Annotated in this window: 16 protein-coding genes; 6 read left to right on the forward strand and 10 right to left on the reverse strand. The window is 66.0% G+C overall.

Annotation, left to right across the window (positions count from 1 at the left end; all coding sequences use genetic code 11):
- Positions 1 to 136: 136 nt before the first annotated feature.
- The 4 genes from QGN17_RS04875 (at position 137) to hflX (ending at position 5,953) form a co-directional block, all read left to right on the forward strand.
- A complete protein-coding gene (locus QGN17_RS04875) occupies positions 137 to 2,422 on the forward strand; it encodes a sensor histidine kinase NtrY-like (protein WP_390902633.1) in 2,286 nt (761 codons plus the stop codon).
- 1 nt (position 2,423) lies between these two features.
- Entirely contained in the window at positions 2,424 to 3,809 is a 1,386-nt protein-coding gene (ntrX, locus tag QGN17_RS04880; protein WP_281043377.1) for a nitrogen assimilation response regulator NtrX, read from the forward strand.
- A 363-nt stretch (positions 3,810 to 4,172) separates the two neighbouring features.
- Positions 4,173 to 4,658 carry an RNA chaperone Hfq gene (gene hfq / locus QGN17_RS04885; protein WP_281043378.1) on the forward strand — a complete coding sequence of 162 codons (486 nt, stop codon included), beginning with the start codon at positions 4,173 to 4,175 and terminating at the stop codon, positions 4,656 to 4,658.
- Positions 4,655 to 5,953: a GTPase HflX gene (gene hflX, locus QGN17_RS04890; protein ID WP_281043379.1), complete on the forward strand. Its 1,299-nt coding sequence runs from the start codon at positions 4,655 to 4,657 to the stop codon at positions 5,951 to 5,953. Before hfq ends, hflX begins: the two co-directional genes overlap by 4 nt.
- A gap of 108 nt (positions 5,954 to 6,061) precedes the next feature.
- Here hflX and gmk read toward each other — a convergent pair whose 3' ends face one another.
- Together gmk and mazG are read right to left on the reverse strand one after the other, a co-directional pair.
- Positions 6,062 to 6,742, reverse strand: coding sequence for a guanylate kinase (gene gmk, locus QGN17_RS04895; protein WP_281043380.1), 681 nt, complete (start codon positions 6,740 to 6,742; stop codon positions 6,062 to 6,064).
- A gap of 424 nt (positions 6,743 to 7,166) precedes the next feature.
- Entirely contained in the window at positions 7,167 to 7,952 is a 786-nt protein-coding gene (mazG, locus tag QGN17_RS04900) for a nucleoside triphosphate pyrophosphohydrolase (protein WP_281043381.1), read from the reverse strand.
- Positions 7,953 to 8,151: 199 nt separating this feature from the next.
- Between mazG and QGN17_RS04905 the strand changes: the two genes are divergently transcribed.
- The gene (locus tag QGN17_RS04905; RefSeq protein ID WP_281043382.1) at positions 8,152 to 10,554 is read left to right on the forward strand and encodes a DUF3772 domain-containing protein; all 2,403 of its coding nucleotides are present in this window, start codon (positions 8,152 to 8,154) and stop codon (positions 10,552 to 10,554) included.
- 13 nt (positions 10,555 to 10,567) lie between these two features.
- On the opposite strand, the gene QGN17_RS04910 is transcribed toward QGN17_RS04905, so the two are convergent.
- From QGN17_RS04910 to QGN17_RS04920, 3 genes are read right to left on the reverse strand one after another with little or no spacing between them, the layout of a single operon-like run.
- On the reverse strand, positions 10,568 to 11,752 hold the full coding sequence (locus QGN17_RS04910) for a BaiN/RdsA family NAD(P)/FAD-dependent oxidoreductase (protein WP_281043383.1): 1,185 nt from the start codon (positions 11,750 to 11,752) through the stop codon (positions 10,568 to 10,570).
- A 40-nt stretch (positions 11,753 to 11,792) separates the two neighbouring features.
- Positions 11,793 to 12,287, reverse strand: a complete 495-nt coding sequence (locus QGN17_RS04915; protein ID WP_281043384.1) for a PaaI family thioesterase — start codon at positions 12,285 to 12,287, stop codon at positions 11,793 to 11,795.
- Between the two features lie 22 nt (positions 12,288 to 12,309).
- Positions 12,310 to 13,956, reverse strand: a complete 1,647-nt coding sequence (locus tag QGN17_RS04920) for a S10 family peptidase (RefSeq protein WP_281043385.1) — start codon at positions 13,954 to 13,956, stop codon at positions 12,310 to 12,312.
- A 109-nt stretch (positions 13,957 to 14,065) separates the two neighbouring features.
- Between QGN17_RS04920 and ppk2 the strand changes: the two genes are divergently transcribed.
- A complete protein-coding gene (gene ppk2 / locus QGN17_RS04925; protein ID WP_281043386.1) occupies positions 14,066 to 14,995 on the forward strand; it encodes a polyphosphate kinase 2 in 930 nt (309 codons plus the stop codon).
- A gap of 151 nt (positions 14,996 to 15,146) precedes the next feature.
- Here the strand turns inward: ppk2 and QGN17_RS04930 are convergent, their stop codons facing one another.
- The 5 genes from QGN17_RS04930 to QGN17_RS04950 form a co-directional block, all read right to left on the reverse strand.
- Positions 15,147 to 16,157, reverse strand: coding sequence for a CorA family divalent cation transporter (locus tag QGN17_RS04930; RefSeq protein WP_281043387.1), 1,011 nt, complete (start codon positions 16,155 to 16,157; stop codon positions 15,147 to 15,149).
- Between the two features lie 10 nt (positions 16,158 to 16,167).
- Positions 16,168 to 17,772, reverse strand: a complete 1,605-nt coding sequence (locus QGN17_RS04935; protein ID WP_281043388.1) for an inorganic phosphate transporter — start codon at positions 17,770 to 17,772, stop codon at positions 16,168 to 16,170.
- A gap of 64 nt (positions 17,773 to 17,836) precedes the next feature.
- Positions 17,837 to 19,255 (reverse strand): efflux transporter outer membrane subunit, encoded by a 1,419-nt coding sequence (locus QGN17_RS04940; protein WP_281043389.1) that lies wholly within the window; start codon positions 19,253 to 19,255, stop codon positions 17,837 to 17,839.
- Positions 19,242 to 20,432, reverse strand: coding sequence for an efflux RND transporter periplasmic adaptor subunit (locus QGN17_RS04945; protein WP_281043390.1), 1,191 nt, complete (start codon positions 20,430 to 20,432; stop codon positions 19,242 to 19,244). Before QGN17_RS04945 ends, QGN17_RS04940 begins: the two co-directional genes overlap by 14 nt.
- A complete protein-coding gene (locus tag QGN17_RS04950; RefSeq protein ID WP_281043391.1) occupies positions 20,425 to 23,610 on the reverse strand; it encodes an efflux RND transporter permease subunit in 3,186 nt (1,061 codons plus the stop codon). Before QGN17_RS04950 ends, QGN17_RS04945 begins: the two co-directional genes overlap by 8 nt.
- Positions 23,611 to 23,691: the final 81 nt, after the last annotated feature.

The raw sequence follows: 23,691 nt of genomic DNA on the forward strand, positions 1-23,691 counted from the left end.
TCCGATGCGGCCAGCAAATCGCTTCGCGGTGCTCGCGATGACGAAAGCGCCGAACCTTGGGTCACATGACACATCCTTAACCCCGGCAGGGCCGATATGTGTTGTATCGGCAACGCTGCGTGGTAGAACAGCCACGATGGACGCGGCGCAAGCCCCCACCTCCTCGACATCTGTAGACCGGCGGCCCCGCTGGCGCCGTCGTTTTGCCGTCTTGCAGCGGCGCGGCGCGCTGATGATGGCGGTCGAGATTCTCACCGGAATCGCCGCTTTGGCCATCTCGGCGGGGAGCTGGGCCTATATCTCGCAGGCGGGATCGCCCGAGACCCTGCTGACGCCGCCGCTCGTCGCCCTGCTGCTGGTGGCGAACCTCGTGCCGTGGATGGGCGTGCTCGTGCTGATCGCGCGGCGGATCGCGCTCCAGCGCGTGGCGGGGTCTGCCGGCGGTCGCCTCCACGTCCGCCTCGTCGCGATCTTTTCCGCCGTGGCAGCGGTGCCGACGCTGCTGGTGGTGATCTTCGCCTCCCTGCTATTCCAGTATAACGCAACCTTCTGGTTCGGAGACAGCGCGCGCACTGTGCTGGAAAGTTCGGATCGCGTGGCGCAAGCCTATGTCCGCGAATATCAGGACAACCTTGGCCGCAATATGCAACCGATGGCCATCGATTTCCGTAACGCGCTGTCCGACATCACGACTCTGGACGATCCGCGCGTGCCTGCTTTCATGGTCGAACAATGGGTTGGGCGGCAGCTCAGCGAGTTGGCTTTGCTGAGTGTCGGAAGTGATGGCACGCCGCATATCCTGCTCGTCGCCAATCCCAATTCGACGCGCAACGCGGTCACTATGCTGCCGAAGGCGGAGATCGCGGCTCTGGGTGACGGCAAACCGAAGACGGACGTGACCTCGGACAGGATCGAGGCTCGTCTACTTATCGATCCCAAGGCGCATCTCTATCTTTACGCCTCGCGTCGGATTGATCCGCTCGTCGTCGCGCAGGCGACCAAGGCGCGATCGGCGCTGGGCGACTATACCAGCCTTCTCAATCGCTCACGGACTCTCCAGCTGCGGTTTAACGCTCTGCTGCTCGGCGCGTCGCTGCTGATCGTGGCGGCAGCGATCTGGATCGCCTTCACGGTCGCGAACCGCATTACCCGGCCGATCACCGATCTGGTCGGCGCGGCGCGGCGGATCACGCTGGGCGATCTCACCGTCCGCGTGCCGCCGGCCGTCCGCCGTGACGAGGTCGGCGCCCTGGCCACCGCTTTCAACCGCATGACCCGCAGGATCGAGGAGCAGACCGGCGCGCTCGTCACCGCCAACGCCCAGATCGACCAGCGCCGTGCGCTGACCGAGGCGGTGCTGTCGGGCGTCAGCGCGGGCGTGATCTCGGTCGATGGCGACCGCCGCATCCGCCTGTCCAACCAGTCGGCCGACCGGATGCTCCGCACCGACGAGGAAGGGACGATCGGTCGCCCGCTGTCCGAACTGTCGCCCGAGCTGGACCGGCTGATCGGCGAAGGGCAACGCGAATCGATCGTCCAGATCGCTTCGGCGGGCGAAATGCGGACGCTCGCAGTGACACTGGTGCCCTCCGACGGCGGCCACGTCCTGACCTTCGACGACATCACCCAGCAGCTGCTCGATCAGCGTCGCGCCGCCTGGTCCGACGTCGCGCGCCGCATTGCGCACGAGATCAAGAATCCGCTCACCCCGATCCAGCTCGCCGCAGAACGGCTCCAGCGCCGCTATGGCAAGGATGTGCCCGCCGACGACACCACGTTCGAGCGGTTGACCCAGACGATCGTCCGCCAGGTCGGCGACATGCGCCGCATGGTCGACGAGTTCAGCTCCTTCGCGCGCGTGCCCAAGCCGGTGTTCCGCGCCGAGCCGATCGTCGAGATCGCGCGGCAGGCCCTGTTCCTCCACGAAGTCGCGCACCCCGCGATCCGCTTCTCGCTCGACGCGCCCGATCCCTCTCCGATGCTGGTGTGCGATCGCCGCCTGCTCGGGCAGGCGCTCACGAACATCGTGAAGAATGCATCGGAAGCCATTGTCGAGAAACATGAAGAGGGCGAGCCGGTGAGCGGCGCGATCGAGATGGTGATCCGCGCGGGCGAGAACCGCCTCGCCATCCAGGTCAGCGACACCGGTATCGGCCTGCCCGCCGAGCGCGAGCGGCTGACCGAACCTTATATGACGACGCGGGCCAAGGGCACAGGCCTGGGCCTCGCCATCGTCAAGAAGATCGTCGAGGAGCATTTCGGCACGATCGGCTTCACCGATCGGCCGGGCGGCGGCACCGTCGTCTCGATCCTGCTCGATACCGATACGCTGGCATCGCTGGGAAGCGACGCCATGCCGCCCGAAGACGGCGGCTCCGGGGACGAAACCCGCCCCGAACTCACGCGCATGAAGGCCGGCTGATATGGCATTGGACGTTTTGATCGTCGACGATGAGCAGGATATCCGCGAACTCGTCGCGGGTGTGCTGGAGGACGAAGGCTACGGCGCCCGCACCGCCGCAAACAGCGACGATGCGCTGGCGGCGATCCGCGAACGCCGTCCGAGTCTCGTGCTGCTTGACGTGTGGCTGCAGGGATCGAAGCTCGACGGGCTGGACCTGCTCGATGAGATCAAGCGCCGCGATGCCTCGATCCCGGTGCTGGTGATCTCCGGCCACGGCAATCTCGATACCGCCGTCGCCGCAATCCGCCGGGGCGCGACCGATTTCATCGAGAAGCCGTTCGAGGCCGAGCGGTTGCTCCTGCTCGTCGCGCGCGCGACCGAGACCGAAAGACTGCGGCGCGAAAATGCCACTCTGCGCGCGCAGGTCGGGCAGGACGAGGAACTGAACGGCCAGTCGGCGGCAATCAATCAGGTCCGCGCGACGCTGAAGCGCGTGGCGGCGACCGGCAGCCGTGTGCTGATCACCGGTCCGGCCGGTGTCGGCAAGGAAGTCGCGGCGCGCCTGCTCCACAGCTGGTCGACCCGGACGCGCGCACCGTTCGTGGTGGTGTCGGCCGCGAGGATGACGCCCGAACGCGTTGAGGAGGAATTGTTCGGCGTGGAGGAGGGCGGTGACGTCCAGCGCCCCGGCCTGCTCGAACAGGCGCATGGCGGCACGCTGTTTCTCGACGAGATCGCCGACATGCCGCTCACCACCCAGGCCCGCATCCTGCGCGTGCTGACCGACCAGAGCTTCACCCGCGTCGGCGGCACGCAGATGGTGAAGGTGGATGTCCGCGTCGTGTCGGCAACCGCGCGCAACCTTCAGGACGAGATCGATGCACGCCGATTCCGCGAGGATTTATTCTATCGTCTCAATGTCGTACCGGTGAATCTTCCGGCACTGGCCGAACGCCGCGAAGACATCCCGGCGCTCGTCCAGCACTTCGCCGCGCGCTACGCGGCGGAGCGGCGAGTGGCGACGCCCGAGGTGTCGGCGGAGGCGCTGGCAGCGTTGCAGGCCTATGACTGGCCGGGCAATGTCCGCCAGCTTCGCAACATCGTGGAGCGGACCCTGATCATGGCGCCCGGCGACCGGCTTGGCCGCATCGATGCCGACATGCTGCCGTCCGAAGTCGTGTCCGATCAGCAGCAACTGGCACCGGGCAACGCCGCCAAGTCGATCATGGGCACGCCGCTGCGCGAGGCGCGCGAGACGTTCGAGCGCGAATATCTCCGCGTCCAGATCCGCCGTTTTTCGGGCAACATCTCGCGCACCGCGACGTTTATCGGCATGGAACGATCCGCTCTCCACAGGAAGCTCAAGTCACTGGGGCTGGTGGATATGAAGGATGGCGAGGAGTAAGCCCATAAGCCCGTTGTGCGCGCGCGCCCTCGGGCCTACATGTTCGCAGGTGCGGAATCGGCAATCGTCGAGCGTCCGTGTCCAAGAACATAGCTGACGAGAATGAAGGAATAAGCGCGAATGAGCCCGGAAGAGACTCCCGCTGTTGAACCTGGCGCTGATGAAACGGGCGCTGTCGAGGTCGAGGCCGGAAAGCCCGCCCGCTTGCCGCGCAAGAAACTGGCCCCTAAATTCTCCGCACCGCCCCCCGAGCCGGAGGTGGTGTCCGAGCCGGAGGCGCCCGCGCAAACGTTGGCACCTGAGGCCAAGGCAAAGACCACCCGCGGGAAAGCACCCGCCAAGAAGACCGGAGAGAAGAAAACCGTGTCTGAAAAACCGAACAATCTTCAGGACATGTTCCTGAATGCCCTGCGCAAGTCGAAGACGCCGGTGACGATGTTCCTCGTCAAGGGCGTGAAATTGCAGGGCATCATCACCTGGTTCGACAATTTCTCCGTGCTGCTCCGCCGCGACGGCCAGTCGCAGCTGATCTACAAGCACGCCATCTCCACCGTGATGCCCGCCCATCCGATCGACCTCGCGCCGATCGAGAAGGCCTTTGCCGAGACCAAGCGCAGCGTGCTGCTGCAGGAGATTTTCCTGAATGCCGTAAAGGCATCGGGCGATCCGGTGACGATGTTCCTCGTCAACGGCGTGATGCTGCAGGGCGACGTCGCGGCCTATGACCTGTTCTGCCTGCTGCTGCGCCGTGACGGCCAGAGCCAGCTTGTCTACAAGCACGCCATTTCGACCGTCCAGCCGCTCCATCCGGTGAATCTCTCCGGTGTGGACGACGAGGAGGACGATTGAGCGGATTCGGCCGCGAGGACAGGGACGGCATCGTACGCGGAGGGCGCGCGATCGTCGCGCTCCCCGAAATCGGCCCGCACAACCGCACCGCTGAGGCACGACTGGAGGAGGCGGCAGGCCTCGCCGGCGCGATCGGGCTCGACGTCGTCGAGAAGCTAGCCTTTCGCCTGCGCCAGCCCAAGGCAGCGACTCTGCTCGGCTCCGGCCAGGTCGAGGCGCTGGCCGAAGCCGCGCGCATGGCCGAGGCCGAGCTGGTGGTGGTCGATGCCGCCGTCACCCCGATCCAGCAGCGCAATCTGGAGAAGGCGATCGAGGCCAAGGTGATCGATCGCACCGGACTGATCCTCGAAATCTTCGGCGAGCGCGCGGCGACGGCCGAGGGCCGGTTGCAGGTCGAGCTTGCCCACCTCGACTATCAGGCGGGTCGGCTGGTGCGGTCGTGGACCCACCTCGAACGCCAGCGCGGTGGCTTCGGCTTCCTCGGCGGCCCCGGCGAAACGCAGATCGAAGCCGACCGCCGGATGATCCGGGATCGCATGGCGAAGCTGCGCAGGGAGCTGGAACAGGTCAGCCGCACGCGCGGCCTGCACCGCGACCGGAGGCGTCGGGCGCCATGGCCCGTGGTCGCGCTGGTCGGCTATACCAACGCAGGGAAATCCACGCTTTTCAATCGGATGACGGGTGCTGACGTCATGGCGAAGGACCTCCTCTTCGCGACGCTCGATCCGACCATGCGGCAGATCCGCCTGCCGGGGCTCGACAAGGCGATCCTGTCCGACACGGTGGGCTTCGTCTCCGATCTGCCGACCCAACTCGTCGCCGCCTTCCGCGCCACGCTGGAGGAGGTCACCACCGCCGACATCATCGTCCACGTCCGCGACATGTCGCACCCTGACAGCGAGGCGCAGGCCGAGGATGTCGCGCGCGTGCTGGCCGAGATCGGCGCCACGGACGAGGAGGGCAGCGTGCCTATGATCGAGGCGTGGAACAAGGTGGACGCGCTGGATCCCGAGGCAGCGGCCGTGCTCCGCGCCGAGGCCGCGCGTCGCGACGACGCGGTGGTGCTCTCGGCGCTGACCGGGGAGGGGGTGGACGACCTGCGCCGCTTCGTCTCCGATCGCCTGAGCCGGGGCGCCCGCGTCCGCACCGTCCGCCTGCCGGCGAGCGACGGTGCCGCGATCGCCTGGCTCCACCAGCATGGCGAGGTGCTTGCGAGCGATGCGACCGGCGAGATGGTGAGCCTGGACGTGCGGATCAGCGACGTGGATTGGGCGCGCTTCGAGGCCCGGCCTTGAGCGCCTTGCGGAAGCCGCAAAGCTGGCCCAGCCTGACGCCACCGCTGCCCACAAATATCTCGGATCGAATGGATCCCAAGGGAAATTGCTGAACGCCTTGGGGCGGACCTAACCCCGCATCAATTTCCGGGTGAAGCCGATCAGCCCCAGCTGCCGGTGCCGTCGCAGCCGTTCCGCGCGCAGGATCAGCCGGACCTGCGCGAAGCAGCGCTCCACATCGTCATTGACCAGCACGTAGTCGTAGCCATCCCAGTGGCCGATCTCGGACACCGATCGCTCCATCCGGCGATCGATCACCTCCTTGGCGTCGGTACCGCGCGAGCGCAGGCGGCGGTCCAGCTCCTCCATAGAGGGCGGCAGGATGAACACGCGCACGACGTCGCCGGCCGCCTGCTGGTAGAGCTGCTGCGCGCCCTGCCAGTCGATATCGAACAGCACGTCGCGGCCATCGTGAAGCATCTGCTCGACCGGCCCGCGCGGCGTGCCGTAGCGATGATCGAAGACGTGCGCCCATTCGAGAAATTCGTCGTCCGCCACCATCCGCTTGAACTCGGGCACGTCGACGAAATGATAGTCCCTTCCGTCCACCTCGCCGGGCCGCATCGGCCGCGTCGTCGCGGAGACGGACATGGATATCTGCCCGTCCGCCTCGATCAGCTTGCGCGAGATGGTCGACTTGCCCGCGCCTGAGGGCGAGGAGATCACGAACAGCAGCCCACGCCGCTGTGCCTCGGTCTCATGCGCGGGGCGGCGGGGAAGGGGAATGGGGGAATCGTCAGGTTCGGCCATGGCCGCTTCTGCCCGCTCGTAGCGCGGGGCGTCAATCCGCTTGACAAATATAACCATTTAGGTTATACGTCACAACCGTCACCCGCATCCCTGATCATGGTGCGACGTGACGGAAGTGAAAGCCGGGGCGGATAGTGTCCGCATCCGAGCTTCCAGCGGCCGGCGCGCCGGGCATCCGGGTGGATTCCCGCAAACCCACCGTCAACCAGGCCAGCGCAGGCCCGCCGCTCCCGTGCCAACGGGGTGTCCATCCTGCGTCCGCCCCAACCGGGATAGTTCCCACCCCGGCGATCAATGCCGAGGAAAAGGGACGATAGGCCCTCGCGGGAAAAGAACCCCGCAAACCCCCGCGATGCACGAGGCACGCGCGGGGCGCCGGCCGCCTTCCAGCCCTGATTCTAGGGGATAAGTGTGTCCAGCGATCCTACAGCCCCCGCGCCTTGGCCGCCTGCCAGAGCGCTTCCTTGTCATCGAGGCTCAAGCCGGCAAAGGCGTCGCCCGCCTCCGCCTCCATCGCTGCAAACCGTCGTTCGAACTTGGAATTTGCCGCGCGCAGAGCTGCTTCCGGATCGATCTTCATATGGCGACCCCAGTTGACCAGCGCGAACAGCAGGTCGCCAAATTCTTCGGCCCGCGCGACCTCGTCCGGCGCCGAAGCGATCTCGTCCAGTTCCTCGATCACCTTGGCCCGTGGGCCGTCCTCATCGGGCCAGTCGAAGCCGGTACGCGCGGCTCGCTTCTGCAGTTTCTCCGCGCGCATCAAAGCGGGAAGGCCAAGCGCCACGCCGGCCAGCGCGCCCGTCTCTTCGCGGCTCGCCCGTTCCTCGGCCTTGATCTGTTCCCAGCCGATTTGCGCAGCCGTACCGTCGCTGCGCTCGGTATCGCCGAAGACGTGCGGGTGGCGGCGGACCATCTTGTCCGAAATGCTCTCGATCACGTCGGCGAGCGCGAAGTGGCCGGCTTCCTCGGCTATCCGCGCATGGAAGACGACCTGCAGCTGGAGATCGCCGAGTTCGCCCTTGAGGTCCGCCATGTCGTTACGTGCGATCGCGTCGGCGACCTCATGCGCTTCCTCGATCGTGTACGGCGCGATGGTCGAGAAATCCTGCTCGACATCCCACGGACATCCGGTCTCGGGATCGCGCAGTTTCGCCATGATGCCCGCGAGGCGCTCGATCGCGCCACCGGGAGAATCCCGGTTTTCCGCCACGGGGGGCTGCGAGGGGGCCTTGAGGGGACTAGAGTATGGGGCTGTATCATGGCTCATTGGTCAGTCCGATAATATACATTATGTAAAACATGGACCGATCCGGAGTGGAGGATCGGGATCTTCCCTGCTTATCGCGGCCTCCGCGCAAAAGCATCCGCAAAGGCTGTCCCCGGCGTTTCGGAGGCGTTAGGAAGCGCGGATGCTGCGCCGTCTGCTCCTGCTGTGTCTCGTCTTGCTGGCGGCGCCCGCCGCCGCGCAGGACGTCGATCCGATCATCGCGTCGATCAAGGCGCTCGACCAGGCGTCCGCCGATTATCAGTCCATCGACTCTGCGTTCAACGAGCGTGCGACGTCGAGTCAGGCGGATACAATGAAGGATCGCGCCGCCGCCGTGAAGCAAAGCGCGGCCGATCAGGTAAGCACGCTGCAGGACCAGCTTCAGCTCGTCGATGCGCGGGCGGCGCAGCTCGGCCCGGTCGCGCCGGGCGAAACGCCGGACATCACCGCGCAGCGCAAGCTGCTGACACAACAACAGTCGATGATCGGCTCCGCGATCAAGCGGGGCAAGCTGCTCGGCACCGAGGCGGACCAGCTGGCCACGGAGATCGGCCAGACCCAGGCGGACGCCTTTTCCGAGAAGATGTCGGAACGGGTCGCATCGCCGCTCGGCCGCCAGTTCTGGGGACCGCTGATCCGCTACCTGCCGCGCGATATACGTCGCCTGTCCGCCTTCTTCGCGGCCGAGGGCGATGCGATCGTGCAGGGGACGAAAACCGGCGGGGTGCCCGCCGCGCTCCTTGGGCTGGTACTCGGTCTGGGTCTGATCGGCCCGGCACGGTTGGCACTTCGCAGCGCCGGACGGCGTTATGTCATCGAACGGGTTCCCGGCAGTCGCATCCGCAGGTCGGGCCTTGCCTTGTGGCTGACCATCGTCGGAACGCTGGTGCCGGCTCTGGCGGCGGTGTCGCTCATCACCGGCCTGCGCGCCGGCGGCATGATCGCGCAGACCTGGGATGCGCTGGCGACCCACTTCGAGATTGCGAGCCTGATCGCGGCGCTGATCTCCGCCCTGGGGGGCGCCCTGCTCCAGCGTCGTCAGCCGTCATGGCGACTGATCGGTATCACGGACGAAACCGCGCACCGGCTCCGCCCGCTGACGTTCGCGGCGTCGGCGGTCACGATGCTGAGCGTGCTGCTGGTTGCGGTGCGCGACGGCATGGGGGCGAGCGGCCCCGCGCAGGCCGCCGTCGATGCGGTGACCGCCCTCCTGTATATCGGCTTGGTGCTGGGCATCCTGCTCAGTGGCGCCAGAGCCCGTGCGCAGCTGATCCGCGAGGCCGACGAGGACCGCGGCGATCAATCGATCATGGCGTTCCTGTCGCTTGCCGCGTGGGGCGTGCTGATCCTGTCCGCGATCTCGCTGCTGACCGGCTATGTCGCCTTCTCCTATTTCCTGGCGCGGTTCGTGATCTGGATGGCGGTGGTGGCGGCGACGCTCTACCTGCTCCTGGTCGCCGTCGACGATATCTGCACCACCGTCTTCGATCGCGACGGCCGGGTGGCCAACGCCTTCCATCACGGTTTTGGCGTGCGGCGCAGCCTGGTCGACCAGTTCGGCGTCACCCTGTCGGCGCTGCTGCGGCTGCTGCTGATCCTGCTCGCTATCGGAATGGTATCCCGCCCGTTCGGATCCGACGTACCAAGTCTCTTCAGCCAGATCGCCACGATCGCGCAGGGCGTGACGATCGGTCAGGTGACGATCTCCCCCGGCGCGATCCTGCGCGCGGCCGCGGTACTGGCGGCCGGCCTGTTCGTGGTGCGCGGTATCCAGAAATGGCTGGTGAACCGCTATCTGCCCGCGACCGAGCTGGATGCCGGTGCGCGCAACTCGATCGCGATGGTGGCGCGCTATACCGGGCTGATCCTCGCCGTGCTGTGGGCGCTGGCCTCGCTCGGCATCGGGATCGAGAGGATCGCCCTCCTCCTCTCGGCGCTGTCGGTCGGCATCGGTTTCGGCCTGCAGGCGATTACGCAGAATTTCGTATCGGGCCTGATCCTGCTCGCCGAACGGCCGGTGAAGATTGGCGACTGGGTACGGATCGGCGATCAGGAGGGCGACGTGAAACGGATCAGCGTGCGCGCCACCGAGATTCAGATTGCCGATCGTTCGACGCTGATCGTCCCCAATTCCGAGCTGATCACCAAGAGCATCGTCAACAAGACGCTGGCCGATCCGCTCGGACGGATCCAGCTGCAATTCTCCGTGCCGCTCGGCTCCGATGTCGACGAGGTGCAGCGTATGGTCATGGACATATACGAGCGGCAGGGCGCGGTGCTCGACGATCCCAAGCCGAGTCTGTTCATCGACAGCATCGCGGACGGGCGGATCAACTTCAACGGTTTCGCCTTCGTCAACTCGCCGCGCGCGGTCTACGGCACCCGCAGCGACATCTGGTTCCGGCTGCTGTCCGAATTGCCCAAGGCCGGCATCGAACTGGGCACCACGCCACAGCAGGTACAGTGGATCAACGGCGTGCCGACGGGAGCGGAAGGGATCATCGGCGACGAGGCGCCCGATCCGACGCTGCATCCGAAAGACTAGGGCTGCCGCCCGATCAGAGCGCCTGCCCGCAGGCCCAGCCGCTCGCCCATGCCCATTGGAAATTGTATCCGCCGAGCCAGCCCGTGACGTCCACTGCCTCGCCGATCGCGTAGAGGCCGGGCACCGCCCTCGCCTCCATCGTCTGTGAGGAGAGGCCGGCGGTGGCGATGCCGCCCACCGTCACCTCGGCCTTGGCGAAACCTTCGGTTCCGCTCGGCGTGAAGCGCCAGTCGGCAAGCCGGCGCTCGGCCGCTTCCAGTGCCCTGTCGGGCAGGTTGGCGAGTTCACCGGCCAGCACCAGCCTCTCGGCCAGCGCCTCGGCGAGCCGGTCGGGCAGCAGGGCGCCGAGTACCGATCGCGCCCCCGCCCTCGGCCGCGCCCTCTTGGCGTCGCGTAACCAGCCGGTGGGCTGATCGGGCAGGAAGTCGATTCCGATGCTCTCGCCATGCCGCCAGAAGGATGAGATTTGAAGGATCGCCGGCCCGGACAGGCCGCGATGGGTGAACAACGCTGCTTCACGGAACGCCGTCTTGCCAGCGCGCGCGACGACCTCGGCCGCGACGCCCGAAAGCTCGCGGAACAGCGCCTCGTCCGGCCCCAGCGTCAGCGGCACCAGCGCGGGGCGTGGCTCGACCAGCTTGAGGCCGAAGCGCTTGGCCAGATCGTAGGCGAAGCTGGTCGCGCCGATCTTGGGGATGGAGGGTCCTCCCGTCGCGATCACCAACTGCGGCGCACTCGCCTGTGCCCGGCCATAGGTCACCATGAAGCGCCCATCGGCGTGGCTCAGATCCCGGATCGGTTCCCCGCAATGGCTGGCGACCCCACCCTTCGCGCATTCGTCCAGCAGCATCGTGACGATCTGCTTGGCCGATCCGTCGCAGAAAAGCTGGCCGAGCGTCTTCTCATGCCAGGCGATGCCGTGCGTTTCTACGAGCGCGATGAAATCGGCGGGAGTGTAGCGGCCGAGCGCGGACTTCATGAAATGCGGATTGGCGGAGATATAGTTCGCCGGTCCTGCTCCCAGATTGGTGAAGTTGCAGCGCCCTCCGCCTGAGATCAGGATCTTCTTCCCCGGCGCCTCGGCATGATCGATCACCAGCACGCGCCGGCCGCGTTGGCCCGCGGTGAGCGCGGCCATCAGCCCCGCTCCTCCCGCGCCAAGGATGATCGCATCGAATGTGTCGGCGGCTGGCGTCATGGCGACGCCCTAGAGGCTAACCCCTCCCCTCGCCACCCCGTCAGCTCGGCAGATCGAACACCAGCAGCGTGGATGTCGCCGACGCGCAGAGCTTGCCCTGCCCATCCACCAGCTTCGCCTCGACGAAGGCAGTGCGCCGTCCGATGCTGAGCACGACGCCCTCGGCCCGCACCGGCTCTCCGCCGGGCTTCAGCGCGCGGTGGTACGACACCTTCAGTTCCAGCGTCGTATAGCCCTGCGTCGAGGACAGCATAGTATGCGCCGCGCAGCCGCAGGCGCTGTCCAGCAGCGTGGCCGCATAGCCCCCGTGGATGCTGCCGATCGGATTGAGTGCATTGGCGCCCGGCACGCCGGCAAACACCACCCGCCCCTTCTCGATCTCCGCCAGATCGAAATCCAGCGTGTCGGCGATCGGCGGCCTGCGCCCCGCTGCCTTCAGGGCGCGCAGTTGCTCGATGCCGCTCAGCGTGCCGGCGCTCTCCTCGATCACGTTCATTCTGACACCCTCATCGTTGTTGTACGGATCGGACGCCATATCGGCGCCCGATCCGTTTCAATCAACGACTGATATTGTCGGTCCGCCGGATGAAGCTCGCCACGTCGTCGTGCAGCTTCCGCGCCGAATCCGCATGTGCGTAGACCATGTGGCCGGACTCGTAATAGTGGAACTCGATATTCTTCTGCAGCTCCGCCGGGATCGGCAGGTGATGCATCTCATACCAGCCCTGATAATAAGGCGTTGCGAGGTCGTAATAGCCGCCCGCCGACATCACCTTGAGCTGCGGGTTATACTTCATGGCCTGCGCGAGATCGGGCATCACGCTGGTACCGACCATCTTGAGTGCCGGGGCGCCGGGCGTGGCGTGGCTCCAGTCCCACGGGCCGAACACGTCGATGCTCGGCTTGAACACCTCGTCCTGCCCGAAATGCAGATCCTTGCGGACGTAGGAATTGAACGCGCTGATATAGGCCGAGCTGAGCGCAGCTGACTGCGGATCGTAATCCGCATCCTTGGACAACGGGTCCATGTCCGCGCCCGAGAAACGGGTGTCGAGGCGGCCGGTGGTCAGCCCGGCGTCGTCCTGCAACTCCTTCGAGAAGGCCGGGCCGTCGATGCGCAGGTCCGACTTCAGGATGTAGCCGACGGGCAGGCCGGTGTAGCTCGCCAGTTTCTGCGCTATCTGCTGCTTGGCGGCAGGATCAAGCTCGCTGCCCTGAGCCAGTGCCGAGGCATATTCGGTGGTCGCGAAATGCTCGACATCCTTCAGATAAGCCTGGAGATCGGCCGGGCGTCCGCCGGGGATCTTGTTGTGATACCAGGCGGTCGCGGCCATCGTCGGCAGCTGCGTCACATAACCCTCGACATTGCCGGGATTGGCGCCCTGAAGCCCCGCGAACAGGCTGAAATCGAGGATCTGCGAGAGCAGAACGACGCCGTTGAAATCGATATTGTCGTCGGTGGTCAGCTCGTTGATCAGCACCGCCGATCGCGGCGTGCCGTAGCTTTCGCCGAACAGATATTTGGGCGAGTTCCAGCGGCCATATTTGGTGAGGAACGCCTTGATGAACTGATCGAAGGCGTAAGCGTCGGCGTCGATGCCGAAGAAGGCCTTCTCCTTGTCCTTGCCGGCGATGCGGCTGAAACCGGTGCCCGGCGCGTCGATGAAGACGAGGTCGGAGGCATCGAGCAGGCTGTTGGCGTTGTTGACCAGCGCATAGGGGGCGGCCGGCGTATGGCTGTCGTCCGCGGTCACCACCCGCTTCGGGCCGAAGGCGCCCATGTGCAGCCACACGGTCGAGGAACCGGGGCCGCCATTGTAGAGGAAGGTGATCGGCCGATCGGCCGACGGTGCGCCCTTGGCGAAATAGGCGGTGTAGAACATCGAGGCTTCGGCCTGCGCGTTCTTCTTGTCGCCGAGATCGCTGTCCGATTTCTCGCGCCAGGCGGTATCGTCCCAGCCCTTGGGATGCACGACGATCGTGCCGGCAACCGCATGATAGGCAATGGCCTTGCCGCCGACCGTTACGCTGCCTTCGCTGTCGGCCTGTTCGGGCGCGAACAGCACGCCCTTGTCCGGCGCGGCCGTGGCGGCGGGATCCGCCTTCTTGCCGGTCTTGTCGGTCGGCCCCTTGGTGTCGGCGGCATGCGCGGCGCCGAGCGCGAAGCATGTGGCGGCGGCGAGCAGAAGGCTTTTGCGGATCATGATTGCCCCTTTGGTGTCCGGTTTGGGCAACACACTAGCCAGCCGTTACGCCTCCGCCAAGTGAAACACTGTCACGGGGCTGAAATGATGCGGGCCTAGCTTTCCGACCATGGAAGCGAGCCAATCCGACATCGCCCAATCTGACTTAGACCGCCTCAAGGCCGAGATCACAGACGATTTCGACGAAGAGCTGGAGATGAGCCTCGAGGACGACCGGCTCGACGAGATCGCCGAAGGCCTTGCGGACGGCGATCCCTCGTATCGCGGCTTCGATCGCAAGGTCTATTTCCGCGAGCTGTTCCGGCTCCAGCACGAGCTGGTCCGCCTGCAGGACTGGGTGGTCCACAAGGGCCTCAAGGTCGTCATCCTGTTCGAAGGTCGCGACAGCGCCGGCAAAGGGGGCGCGATCAAGCGCATCACCCAGCGCCTCAACCCTCGCGTCTGCCGGATCGCCGCCCTCCCCGCGCCCAACGAGCGTGAGCGGACGCAATGGTATTTCCAGCGCTACGTCCAGCACCTGCCCTCCGCCGGCGAGATCGTGCTGTTCGATCGCAGCTGGTACAACCGCGCCGGCGTCGAGCGGGTGATGGGCTTCTGTTCCGAGGACGATGTGGAGGAGTTCTTCCGCTCGGTTCCCGAGTTCGAGCGGATGCTGGTCCGTTCCGGCATCATCCTGCTCAAATACTGGTTCTCGATCACCGATCAGGAGCAGCAGTATCGCTTCCAGGCGCGTATTCAGGATCCGCTGAAGCAGTGGAAGCTGTCGCCGATGGACGTGCAAAGCCGTGCCCGCTGGGAGGATTATACCCGCGCCAAGGAATCGATGCTCCAGAACACCCACATTCCCGAGGCGCCGTGGTGGGTGGTGGAAGCGGTCGACAAGAAGAAGGCCCGGCTGAACTGCATCAGCCATCTGCTTGAGCAGATTCCCTATGGTGATGTGCCGCACAGCGAGGTGGTCTTGCCCCCGCGCAAGCGCCATGCGGACTATGAACGCCACCCGGTTCCGCGCGAGATGTACGTACCGGAGACGTTCTGAGCCGACAAAATCCTCCCCCGACAGGGGGAGGTGGCGCCGAAGGCGACGGAGGGGGAGGGCGACGAGGGGCTCTCCAATGAAGCTCCGCCTCCCGCCCCCTCCACCATGCTTCGCATGGTCCCCCTCCCCCTGGCGGGGGAGGATTTAGGGATCACCCCCCTCGCCCCTTCACCAGCCCCATCGCGCGGAGCAGGATCCAGCTCAGCAGCGCGGAGAAGATCGCCACGAATGTCGCCAGCAACGTCCCGTGCTCGCCCTGGGCGAACGGAAGGCCGCCGGTGTTCATCCCGAAGAAGCCGGTCACCAAGGTCGCCGGCATCATCAGCGCGGTGAGGATCGAGAGCAGGTAGACGTTGTCGTTGGTCCGCTGCGCCGCCTGCAGGTCGAGCTCGTCGCGCAATAGCTTGAGCTGGTTCTGCGCCGCGACGATGTCCTGCTCCAGCGCCGCCAGACGCGGCTGGAACTGGCGCGCGACGGGCGCCAGCAGCGGCGGCAGATCCTCGGCATTGCCCATGCGCTGCAGCGTCACGCGGAAGCCGCCGGTGATCCGGTGGAGCTGCGCCGCCCGCCTGCGGGCGGCGATCAGGTCGCGGGTATCGGGCGCGATATCCTCGGCCAGCAATTGCTCTTCCGCGTCGAGCAATTCGGTCGACAGATCGAGCGCCAGCGTGGCGAGATTGTCGGCGAGCACGTCGAGCAGGAGCGCGAGCGCCTCGGTCGCGTCCTCCGGATTTTGGCCGCCCTCCAGCCGCTCGCGGAAGATATCGGCGCTGTGCAGCGGCTTGTAGCGGCCTGTGATCAGGATGCCCGGCTGGAGCGCGACGTGCAGCCCCGCGATCCGCGCGAACGACTCCGCGTCCAGCCCGCGCTCGAAGTCGTGGAGTACCAGCCCCGCCGTATCGCCCTCGATCGCGAAGCGCTGGTGGCTGTCGCGCTTGAGCATCAGTGCATGGATGGTCGGCGGCAGTTTCGCCTCACCCTCCAGCCAGCGCAGGCTGCGCACGTCCGAGAGGTTGAGGTGCACCCAGCGAAAGGGTGCGTCCGATGGGGGAACCGAGGCGTGGAGCTTGCTCTCCCCCTCTTCCGTCCGATGATAACACCAGACGAGGCCGGGCTGCCGGACAGTCTCCCGCAGCTCGGCCCCGCGATCCTGATACTCCAAGGCCTGTCCTTCAGATCACCTGCGACAGGATGAGGTATAGCGTACCGGACAGCAGCATGGCGACCGGCAAGGTGACCACCCAGGCGGCGACCATGTTGCGGAGGGTCGACATCTGCAGGCCGGACCCGTTGGCCGCCATTGTCCCCGCCACGCCGGACGACAGCACGTGGGTGGTCGACACCGGCATGCCGAAGCCGTCGGCGAGGCCGATCGTCGCCATCGCCACCAGCTCGGCCGAGGCACCCTGCGCGTAGGTGAGATGCGTCTTGCCGATCTTCTCGCCGACCGTCACCACGATCCGCTTCCAGCCGACCATCGTGCCGAGGCCGAGCGCGAAGGCCACCGCGATCTTCACCCAGGTCGGGATGAAGCGCGTCGCCTTGTCGAGCGAGCCCTTATAGTCCTTCAGCGCCTTGCCCTCGTCGCCCTTGAACGGGTTGCTGTCACCGTCGGTCAGGTGCTTGATCGTCTCCGATGCGAGATACATGTCGTTGCGGACGTTCTTGGAGGCAGCCGCCGGAACCTGGCGGATCGAGCCATATTCGGCGATCTGACGATCGATGCCCCCGACCAGCGCGCCGAGTGCCGGCACCGTTTGCGGGGTGGACGACTTGTTCTCCAGATAGGCGGTCAGCGTGGCGCGGGCATCGGTGGGAGCCTGCACACCGCCGCCATGGCTTGCCAGCACCTGCTCGACCTTCGCGGAGCCGGCGTGGAACTGCTGCTCATACTGCGCCGGCACCGCGCGGTTCAGCGCGTAGGCGGTCGGCACCGTGCCGATCAGGATCAGCATGATGAGGCCCATGCCCTTCTGGCCGTCATTGGAGCCGTGCGCGAAGCTGACGCCGGTGCAGGTGAAGACCAGCAGGCCGCGGATCCACCAGGGCGGCGGCAGGCCGTCCTTCGGCTCCTCGTAGAGCTTCTTGTTCCTGATCAGCACCTTCATGCCGAGGAACAGCAGGCCCGAGAGGAAGAAGCCGAGCAGCGGCGAGAAGATCAGCGCCTCGCCGATCTTGGTCGCCTGGCCCCAGTCCACGCCCGACGTGCCCGAACGGCCGTGGAGCAGCGCGTTGCAGACGCCGACGCCGATGATCGATCCGATCAGCGTGTGCGAGGAGGAATTGGGGATGCCCCACCACCAGGTCGCGAGGTTCCAGATGATCGCCGCGATCAGCAGCGAGAATACCATGGCAAAGCCGGCGTCGGATCCCACCTGCAGGATCAGTTCGACCGGCAGCAGCGAGACGATGCCGAACGCCACCGCGCCGGTGGAGAGCAGCACGCCGAGAAAATTGAAGAATCCCGACCAGACGACCGCGATATTGGCGGGCATCGAGTTGGTGTAGATGACGGTCGCGACCGCGTTGGCGGTATCGTGGAAGCCGTTGACGAACTCGAAGCCCAGCGCGATCAGCAGCGCGATGAAGAGCAGGAAGAAGGGCAACAGCGCGCGGGCGTGCACGCCCGCTTGCGCCGAGTCGTTGTAGACCGACCAGGCCACGAACAGAATCGCCGCGAGCACCGCCGCGCCGAAACCCGTCGCGCCGGCCAGGCCTAGCCCCTTGTCGAGATCGGGGCGCTGCACGCCCCCGACGTCACCCGCAATCGTCGCCATCGCTCGATACTCCGCTCGATATCGGGCGGCACGTTAACCAAGCGATGTGACAGTTGCGGGTCGATCAGGGCTGCGCGATCCCGACCAGCGCCCGCACCGTATCCACCGACGTGGTGAGCTGGCGGGTATGCAGGTCGAGCAGCGCCCGCTCGGCATCGAGCGCGGCGGTCTGCGCGGTCACCACCTCCAGATAGTCGGACGCGCCGTCACGGTAGCGGGTCAGCGCCAAGTCGCGCGTCGTCTCGCTGGCCTGCGCGGCGTCGCGCTGGTTGCGCTCCTGCGTCACCAGATCGCGGCCGGTGGCAAGGTCGTCTTCCACTTCCTTGAACGCGGTGAGCACGGTCTGCTTGTAGGTTGCCGACGCCTCGTTGAATTCGGCCCGCGCGACCCGCACCTGCGCGGCGCGCTTGCCGCCGTCGAAGATGGTGAGCGCCGCCGCTGCCGGGCCGAGCGCCCAGAAGCTGCTGGCGGTGCCGAACAGGTTCGGCCCGGTCGTCTCGAAGCCCCCCGCCCCGCCCAGCGAGATCGCCGGGAAGAAGGCCGCGCGCGCCACGCCGATCCGCGCGTTGGCGGCATAGACACGGCGTTCGGCCGCATCGATGTCGGGCCGGCGCTGGAGCAGGGTCGACGGCGTGCCGGTCGGGAAGGCGGGCGGTGCCGACTGGCGGGTATCCGGCGCCAGCGAGAAGCTGGAGGGACTCTCGCCGACCAGCACCGCGATCGCGGTCTCATAGGCGGCACGTTGCGAAGGCAGGCTCGCCAGTTCCGCCTTGGCCGAGGCGAGCTGCGCCCGCGCGCGCGACGTGTCGAGGCCGGACGCGATGCCGCCCGAATGACGTACGTCGGTCAGCTCATAAGCGCGCTGATAGGCCTCCACGGTCTGGCGAAGAAGCCCCTCGCGGGCATCGAGACCGCGCATCTGGAAATATGCGGTGGCAAGACTGGTCTGGAGACCCAGCCGCACCCCGGCGAGGTCCGCGGCGCTGGCCTGCGCCTCGCCTTTGCTCGCCTTCACCTGGTTGCGGATGCGACCGAACAGATCGATCTCCCAGTTCAGCGACGCACCTACCTCATAGGCATTCTGCGTAACCGTCTTGCCACTGCTCAGCGGGCGGTTCCTGGCGTAGCGCTCGCGCTCCGCATCTCCGCTCACTCCGATCGTGGGGTAGAGATCCGCATTGGCCGCATGCAGCGATCCAACCGCCTCGTCATAGCGCGCGACCGCTGCGGCGAGCGAGGGGCTGCCCTTTTCGATCCGGCCTTCGAGATCCGTCAGCACCGGGTCGCCGACCGCCTGCCACCACGCGGCGGGCGGAGCGTCGGCGGCGGGCGCGGCGACGCTCCAGCCGGTCGGCACCTCCTTGTAGGTGGAGGTCGCCGCCACCTGCGGGCGATGATAATCGGGCGCCAGCGAACATCCGGCCAGCAAGGATCCGGACGTCGCAAGCAGCGCGGCGGCGAGCGCCGGCTTACTGCTTCGCATCGGCGCCACCCTGCTGCGGCTGCATGACCTTCACGGGATCGCCGGTCTCGATCGAATCCGGCGGGCTGACGATGATCCGGTCGGTCTTGGTCAGACCGGATGTCACCTCCAGCGTGTCGCCCATGTCGCGGCCGATCTTGATCTGGTGAACAACCGCCTTGTTGTTCGGACCGACCGTTGCGACCAGCGTGCCATCACTGCGATAGAGGATGGCGCTGGCCGGCACCACGACCGAGCCGGAGGTGCCGGTGATCGGGAAGCGGACCTGCGCGTATGCGCCGGGCTTCAACGCGCCGTCACCATTGGTGGCCTGTAGCTCCACAAGCACCGTGCCGGACTGCTGATCCACAGCATCCGCCGTGCGCGTCATCACCGCATCGAAGGTGCGACCAGGATATTCCGGCAGCGTCAGCGTGGCGTGCAGGCCGGGGTGCAGCTCGGCGGAATAGGCTTGCGGCACCCGAACATAGATACGCATCTTGCTGACATCGGAGACGGTGAACAGCGGCTGGGCGTTGCTGGCCCCGGCAGTAACGAGCTGGCCGATCTGCGTCGACCGGCTCGTCACGACGCCACCGAACGGAGCGACGATGCGCGAGAATCCCTGCAGCGCCTGTAGACGGCTCACGTTCGCCGCGGCGGCATTGGTGACCGCACGCTTGGCAGCGAAGTCACCCGATTTCTCGTCGGCTTCCTGCTTGGAGACGGCATCCTTCTGGAGAAGCGTGGCCCAACGCGCCGATGTCGTAGAGGCAAGCGCCTCGTTGGCCTTGGCGGTCTGGAGATCGGCGCGCGCGGCGGCGAGCTGCTGGTCGACGTCCGGCGTATCGATTACCGCCATCACCTGCCCGGCCTTCACCGGAGAACCGATATCAACGAACCACTTGCTGACGTAGCCGTTCGTCCGGGCGTAAAGCGGAGCGGAGTTGAACGCCTGCACATTGCCGGGCAGCACCAGCGCATTGCCCGCATCCATCGCCGTGGGCAGCGCGACCGATACGGTGGAAACCGACTGATCCTGCGTCCAGTCCTTCAGCGCGTTTTCCGAACGATGGCGCGAGAAGATGCCCCAGGCCACCGCCAGCATCGCGACGATCAGCGCGATGATGCCGATCTTCTTCAGCGTACCGTTGTCCACCGACGGCGCCTCCCCGTCATGGGTGGTCACGTCATGCATGGGCTTCCTCCAGGCGGTCGGCGACGCTGTGGTCCGGGCGCCCCTTGCGGTGGGCGACGCTGAACACGACGGGCACGAACATAAGCGTTGCAAAGGTGGCGACCATCAGGCCGCCGATCACGGCGCGGCCGAGCGGAGCATTCTGCTCGCCGCCTTCGCCCAGCCCCATGGCCATCGGCAGCATACCGATGATCATGGCGAGCGCGGTCATCAGAACCGGCCGGAAACGGGTCATGCCCGCCTCGAAGGCCGCCTTGGTGGCGTCGCCCAACTCCTCCAGCTTCTCGCGGGCGAAGCTGATCACGAGGATCGAGTTGGCGGTCGCCACGCCCATGCACATGATCGATCCGATCAGCGCGGGCACCGAAAGCTGCGTACCGGTGAGGAAGAGCATCCAGACGATGCCGGCGACGGCGCCGGGCAGCGCCGTGATGATCACGAACGGATCGAGCCAGCTCTGGAAGTTCACCACGATCAACAGGTAGATCAGCACGATCGCACCGAGCAGGCCGAAGAACAGGCCGCTGAAGGCGGTGTTCATCGTCGCATACTGGCCGCGCATGGTGACCGTCACGCCCTTGGGCGCCTTCATCTTCTTGATCATGGCGTTGATGTCGCCCGCCACCGCGCCCAGGTCGCGATCCGCCGGCGTCGCGTAGATGTCGACGGTCGGCTGGATGTTGTAGTGGGTAACGACGGTGCTGCTCGCGCTGCGCTGGATATTGGCGACACCGCCAAGGATCTGGGGCGCTGCATTCGTATTCGCGCCCGTGACCGGGATGTTGTTCAGCTCGTTCATCGACCGGATGCGATATTCCGGTGCCTGCGCGACGACGGTATATTGCACGCCGTTTTCCGGGTTCACGAAGTAGACCGGTGCCGTCTGCGAAGTACCGGCCAGCGCGTTTGCGACCGACGTGGTGACGTCCTTCTCGGTCAGCCCGTATTGCCCGATCCGTGAACGGTCGGCGATCACCTTGAGCGTCGGATAGCTGGCCGACTGCTGGATGCGCCCGTCCGCCGCGCCGGGTATGGCTTTCAGCCCCTTCAGGATCTGCTGGGCGAACGCCATGTTCTGATCGGCCTTCTTGCCGCTGATCTGGATATCGATCGGCGCGGGCGAACCGAAGTTCAGGATCTGGCTGGTGATGTCGGCCGGCAGGAACGCGAAGTCGGTTCCGGGGAAGGCGCGGGGCAACTGCTCGCGCATCGTTTTCACATAGTCCGCGGTCGGATGGTGATCCTCGCCGAGCGTGATCAGAATGTCGCCGTCCTGCGGGCCGACCGTGCCGGAATTGTTGTAGGTCGTGTTGATGCTCGACACGGGCAGGCCCATGTTGTCGACCACCGTGACGAGCTCATTGGGCGGGATGATCTGGCGGATCTTGCGCTCGATCCGGTCGAACTCGGCTGCCGTGTCCTCGATGCGCGAGCCGACCGGCGCACGGACGTGCAGCGTGATCTGCCCGGCATCCACCGTCGGGAAGAAGTTGCGGCCGAGGAACGGCACCAACAGGAACGACAGCACGACGATGACCAGGAAGCCGATTGCGAACGGCTTGCGGGCACCAAGCGCCCTCTGCAACAACCCGCCATAACCATGGCGCACCTTCTCGAAGCGAGCCTCGAACCCGCGCTGAAAATTGACCAGCGGATTCCGGCTCGTCTGTGCACGCGCATGTTCGTGCGCGGCATCGTGCGGCTTCAGCAGATACATTGCCATCGTCGGCACCAGCGTACGCGACAGGATGAACGATCCGATCATCGCGAAGACCACGGCCAGGGCCAGCGGCACGAACAGGAAGCCGGCCACGCCGGGCAGGAAGAACATCGGCACGAACACGATGCAGATGCACAGCAGCGAGACGAAGGCCGGCGTCACGATCTGCGCCGCGCCGTCGAGGATCGACTGGACGACGCCCTTCCCCTGCTCGAGATGCCAGTTGATGTTCTCGATCGTCACCGTCGCATCGTCGACCAGGATGCCGACCGCGAGGCTGAGGCCGCCCAGCGTCATGATGTTGAGCGTGTTGCCCGTCATGCCCAGGAAGATGATCGCGAACAGGATGGCGAGCGGGATCGAGATCGCGATGATCACCGTCGAGCGCCATGATCCGAGGAACAGCAGGATCATGATCGAGGTCAGCGCGGCGGCAATGGCGCCTTCCTTGATGACGCCCGAAATCGCGGCGCGCACGAACAGTGACTGATCGCCGATCGGCTGGATCTTGAGCTGCGGCGGCAACGTCGCGGCGATGCTCGGGATCTTGTCCTTCACGCCCTGGACGATGGACAGCGTCGAGGCCTTGCCGTTCTTCAGCACGGTCAGCAGCACCGATCGGGTGCCGTCGACGTGGACGACGTTCTGCTGCGGCGCGAAGCCATCGCGGACGTGGGCCACGTCGCGCATGTAGATGGTGGCACCGTTGACCGTTTTGACCGGCAGGTCGTTGAACGCGTCAATCGAATCCGGCGAGTTGTTCAGCGCGATATTGTATTGGAACTCACCGATCTTGGCGAAGCCGACCGGATTGATCTGCTGCTGCGCCGCGATCGCGTTACCGACGTCCTGCGCCGAAAGCCCCTTGGACTGGAGCGCCTGCGGATCGAGATCGATCTGCACCTGACGTTGCTTGCCGCCCGACGGATACGGCATGGCCGCGCCGGGAATGGTGACGAGCGCCGGGCGGATCTGGTTCTGCCCCAGATCGAACAGCGTCTTTTCGGACAGGCCGTTGCCGGAGATCGCCAGCTGCAGGATCGGCACGGTCGACGCGTTGTAGTTCAGGATCAGCGGCGGAGTGACGCCCGGCGGCATCTGCTTCAGCACCGTCTGCGACACGGAGGTAACCTGCGCGGTCGCGGTGCGGATATCGGCGCCCGGCTGGAAGAAGATCTTCACGACGCCGATGCCGTTCATCGAGTTGCTCTCGATATGCTCGATGTCGTTGACGGTGGTCGTCAGCACGCGCTCGAACGGCGTGATGATGCGGCCGGACATGTCATCCGGCGACAGGCCGGTATATTGCCACGCCGTCGCGATCACGGGCACGCCGATGTTCGGGAAGATGTCGACTGGGGTGCGGGCCGCCTGGAGAACACCGCCGATGGCGATCAGGATCGCCATAACGATGAAGGTCAACGGCCTGGCAAGGGCGATCCGGACGATCCCGTTCATCGTGCTGCGCTACTCCGGGAGGCGGCCGGGAAGGCAGCCGAAAGACAGGCGCCGAACCCCATGCCCGCACCGCCGAGGGGG

Source organism: Sphingomonas oryzagri, assembly GCF_029906645.1.
GTDB classification, from domain to species: domain Bacteria; phylum Pseudomonadota; class Alphaproteobacteria; order Sphingomonadales; family Sphingomonadaceae; genus Solisphingomonas; species Solisphingomonas oryzagri.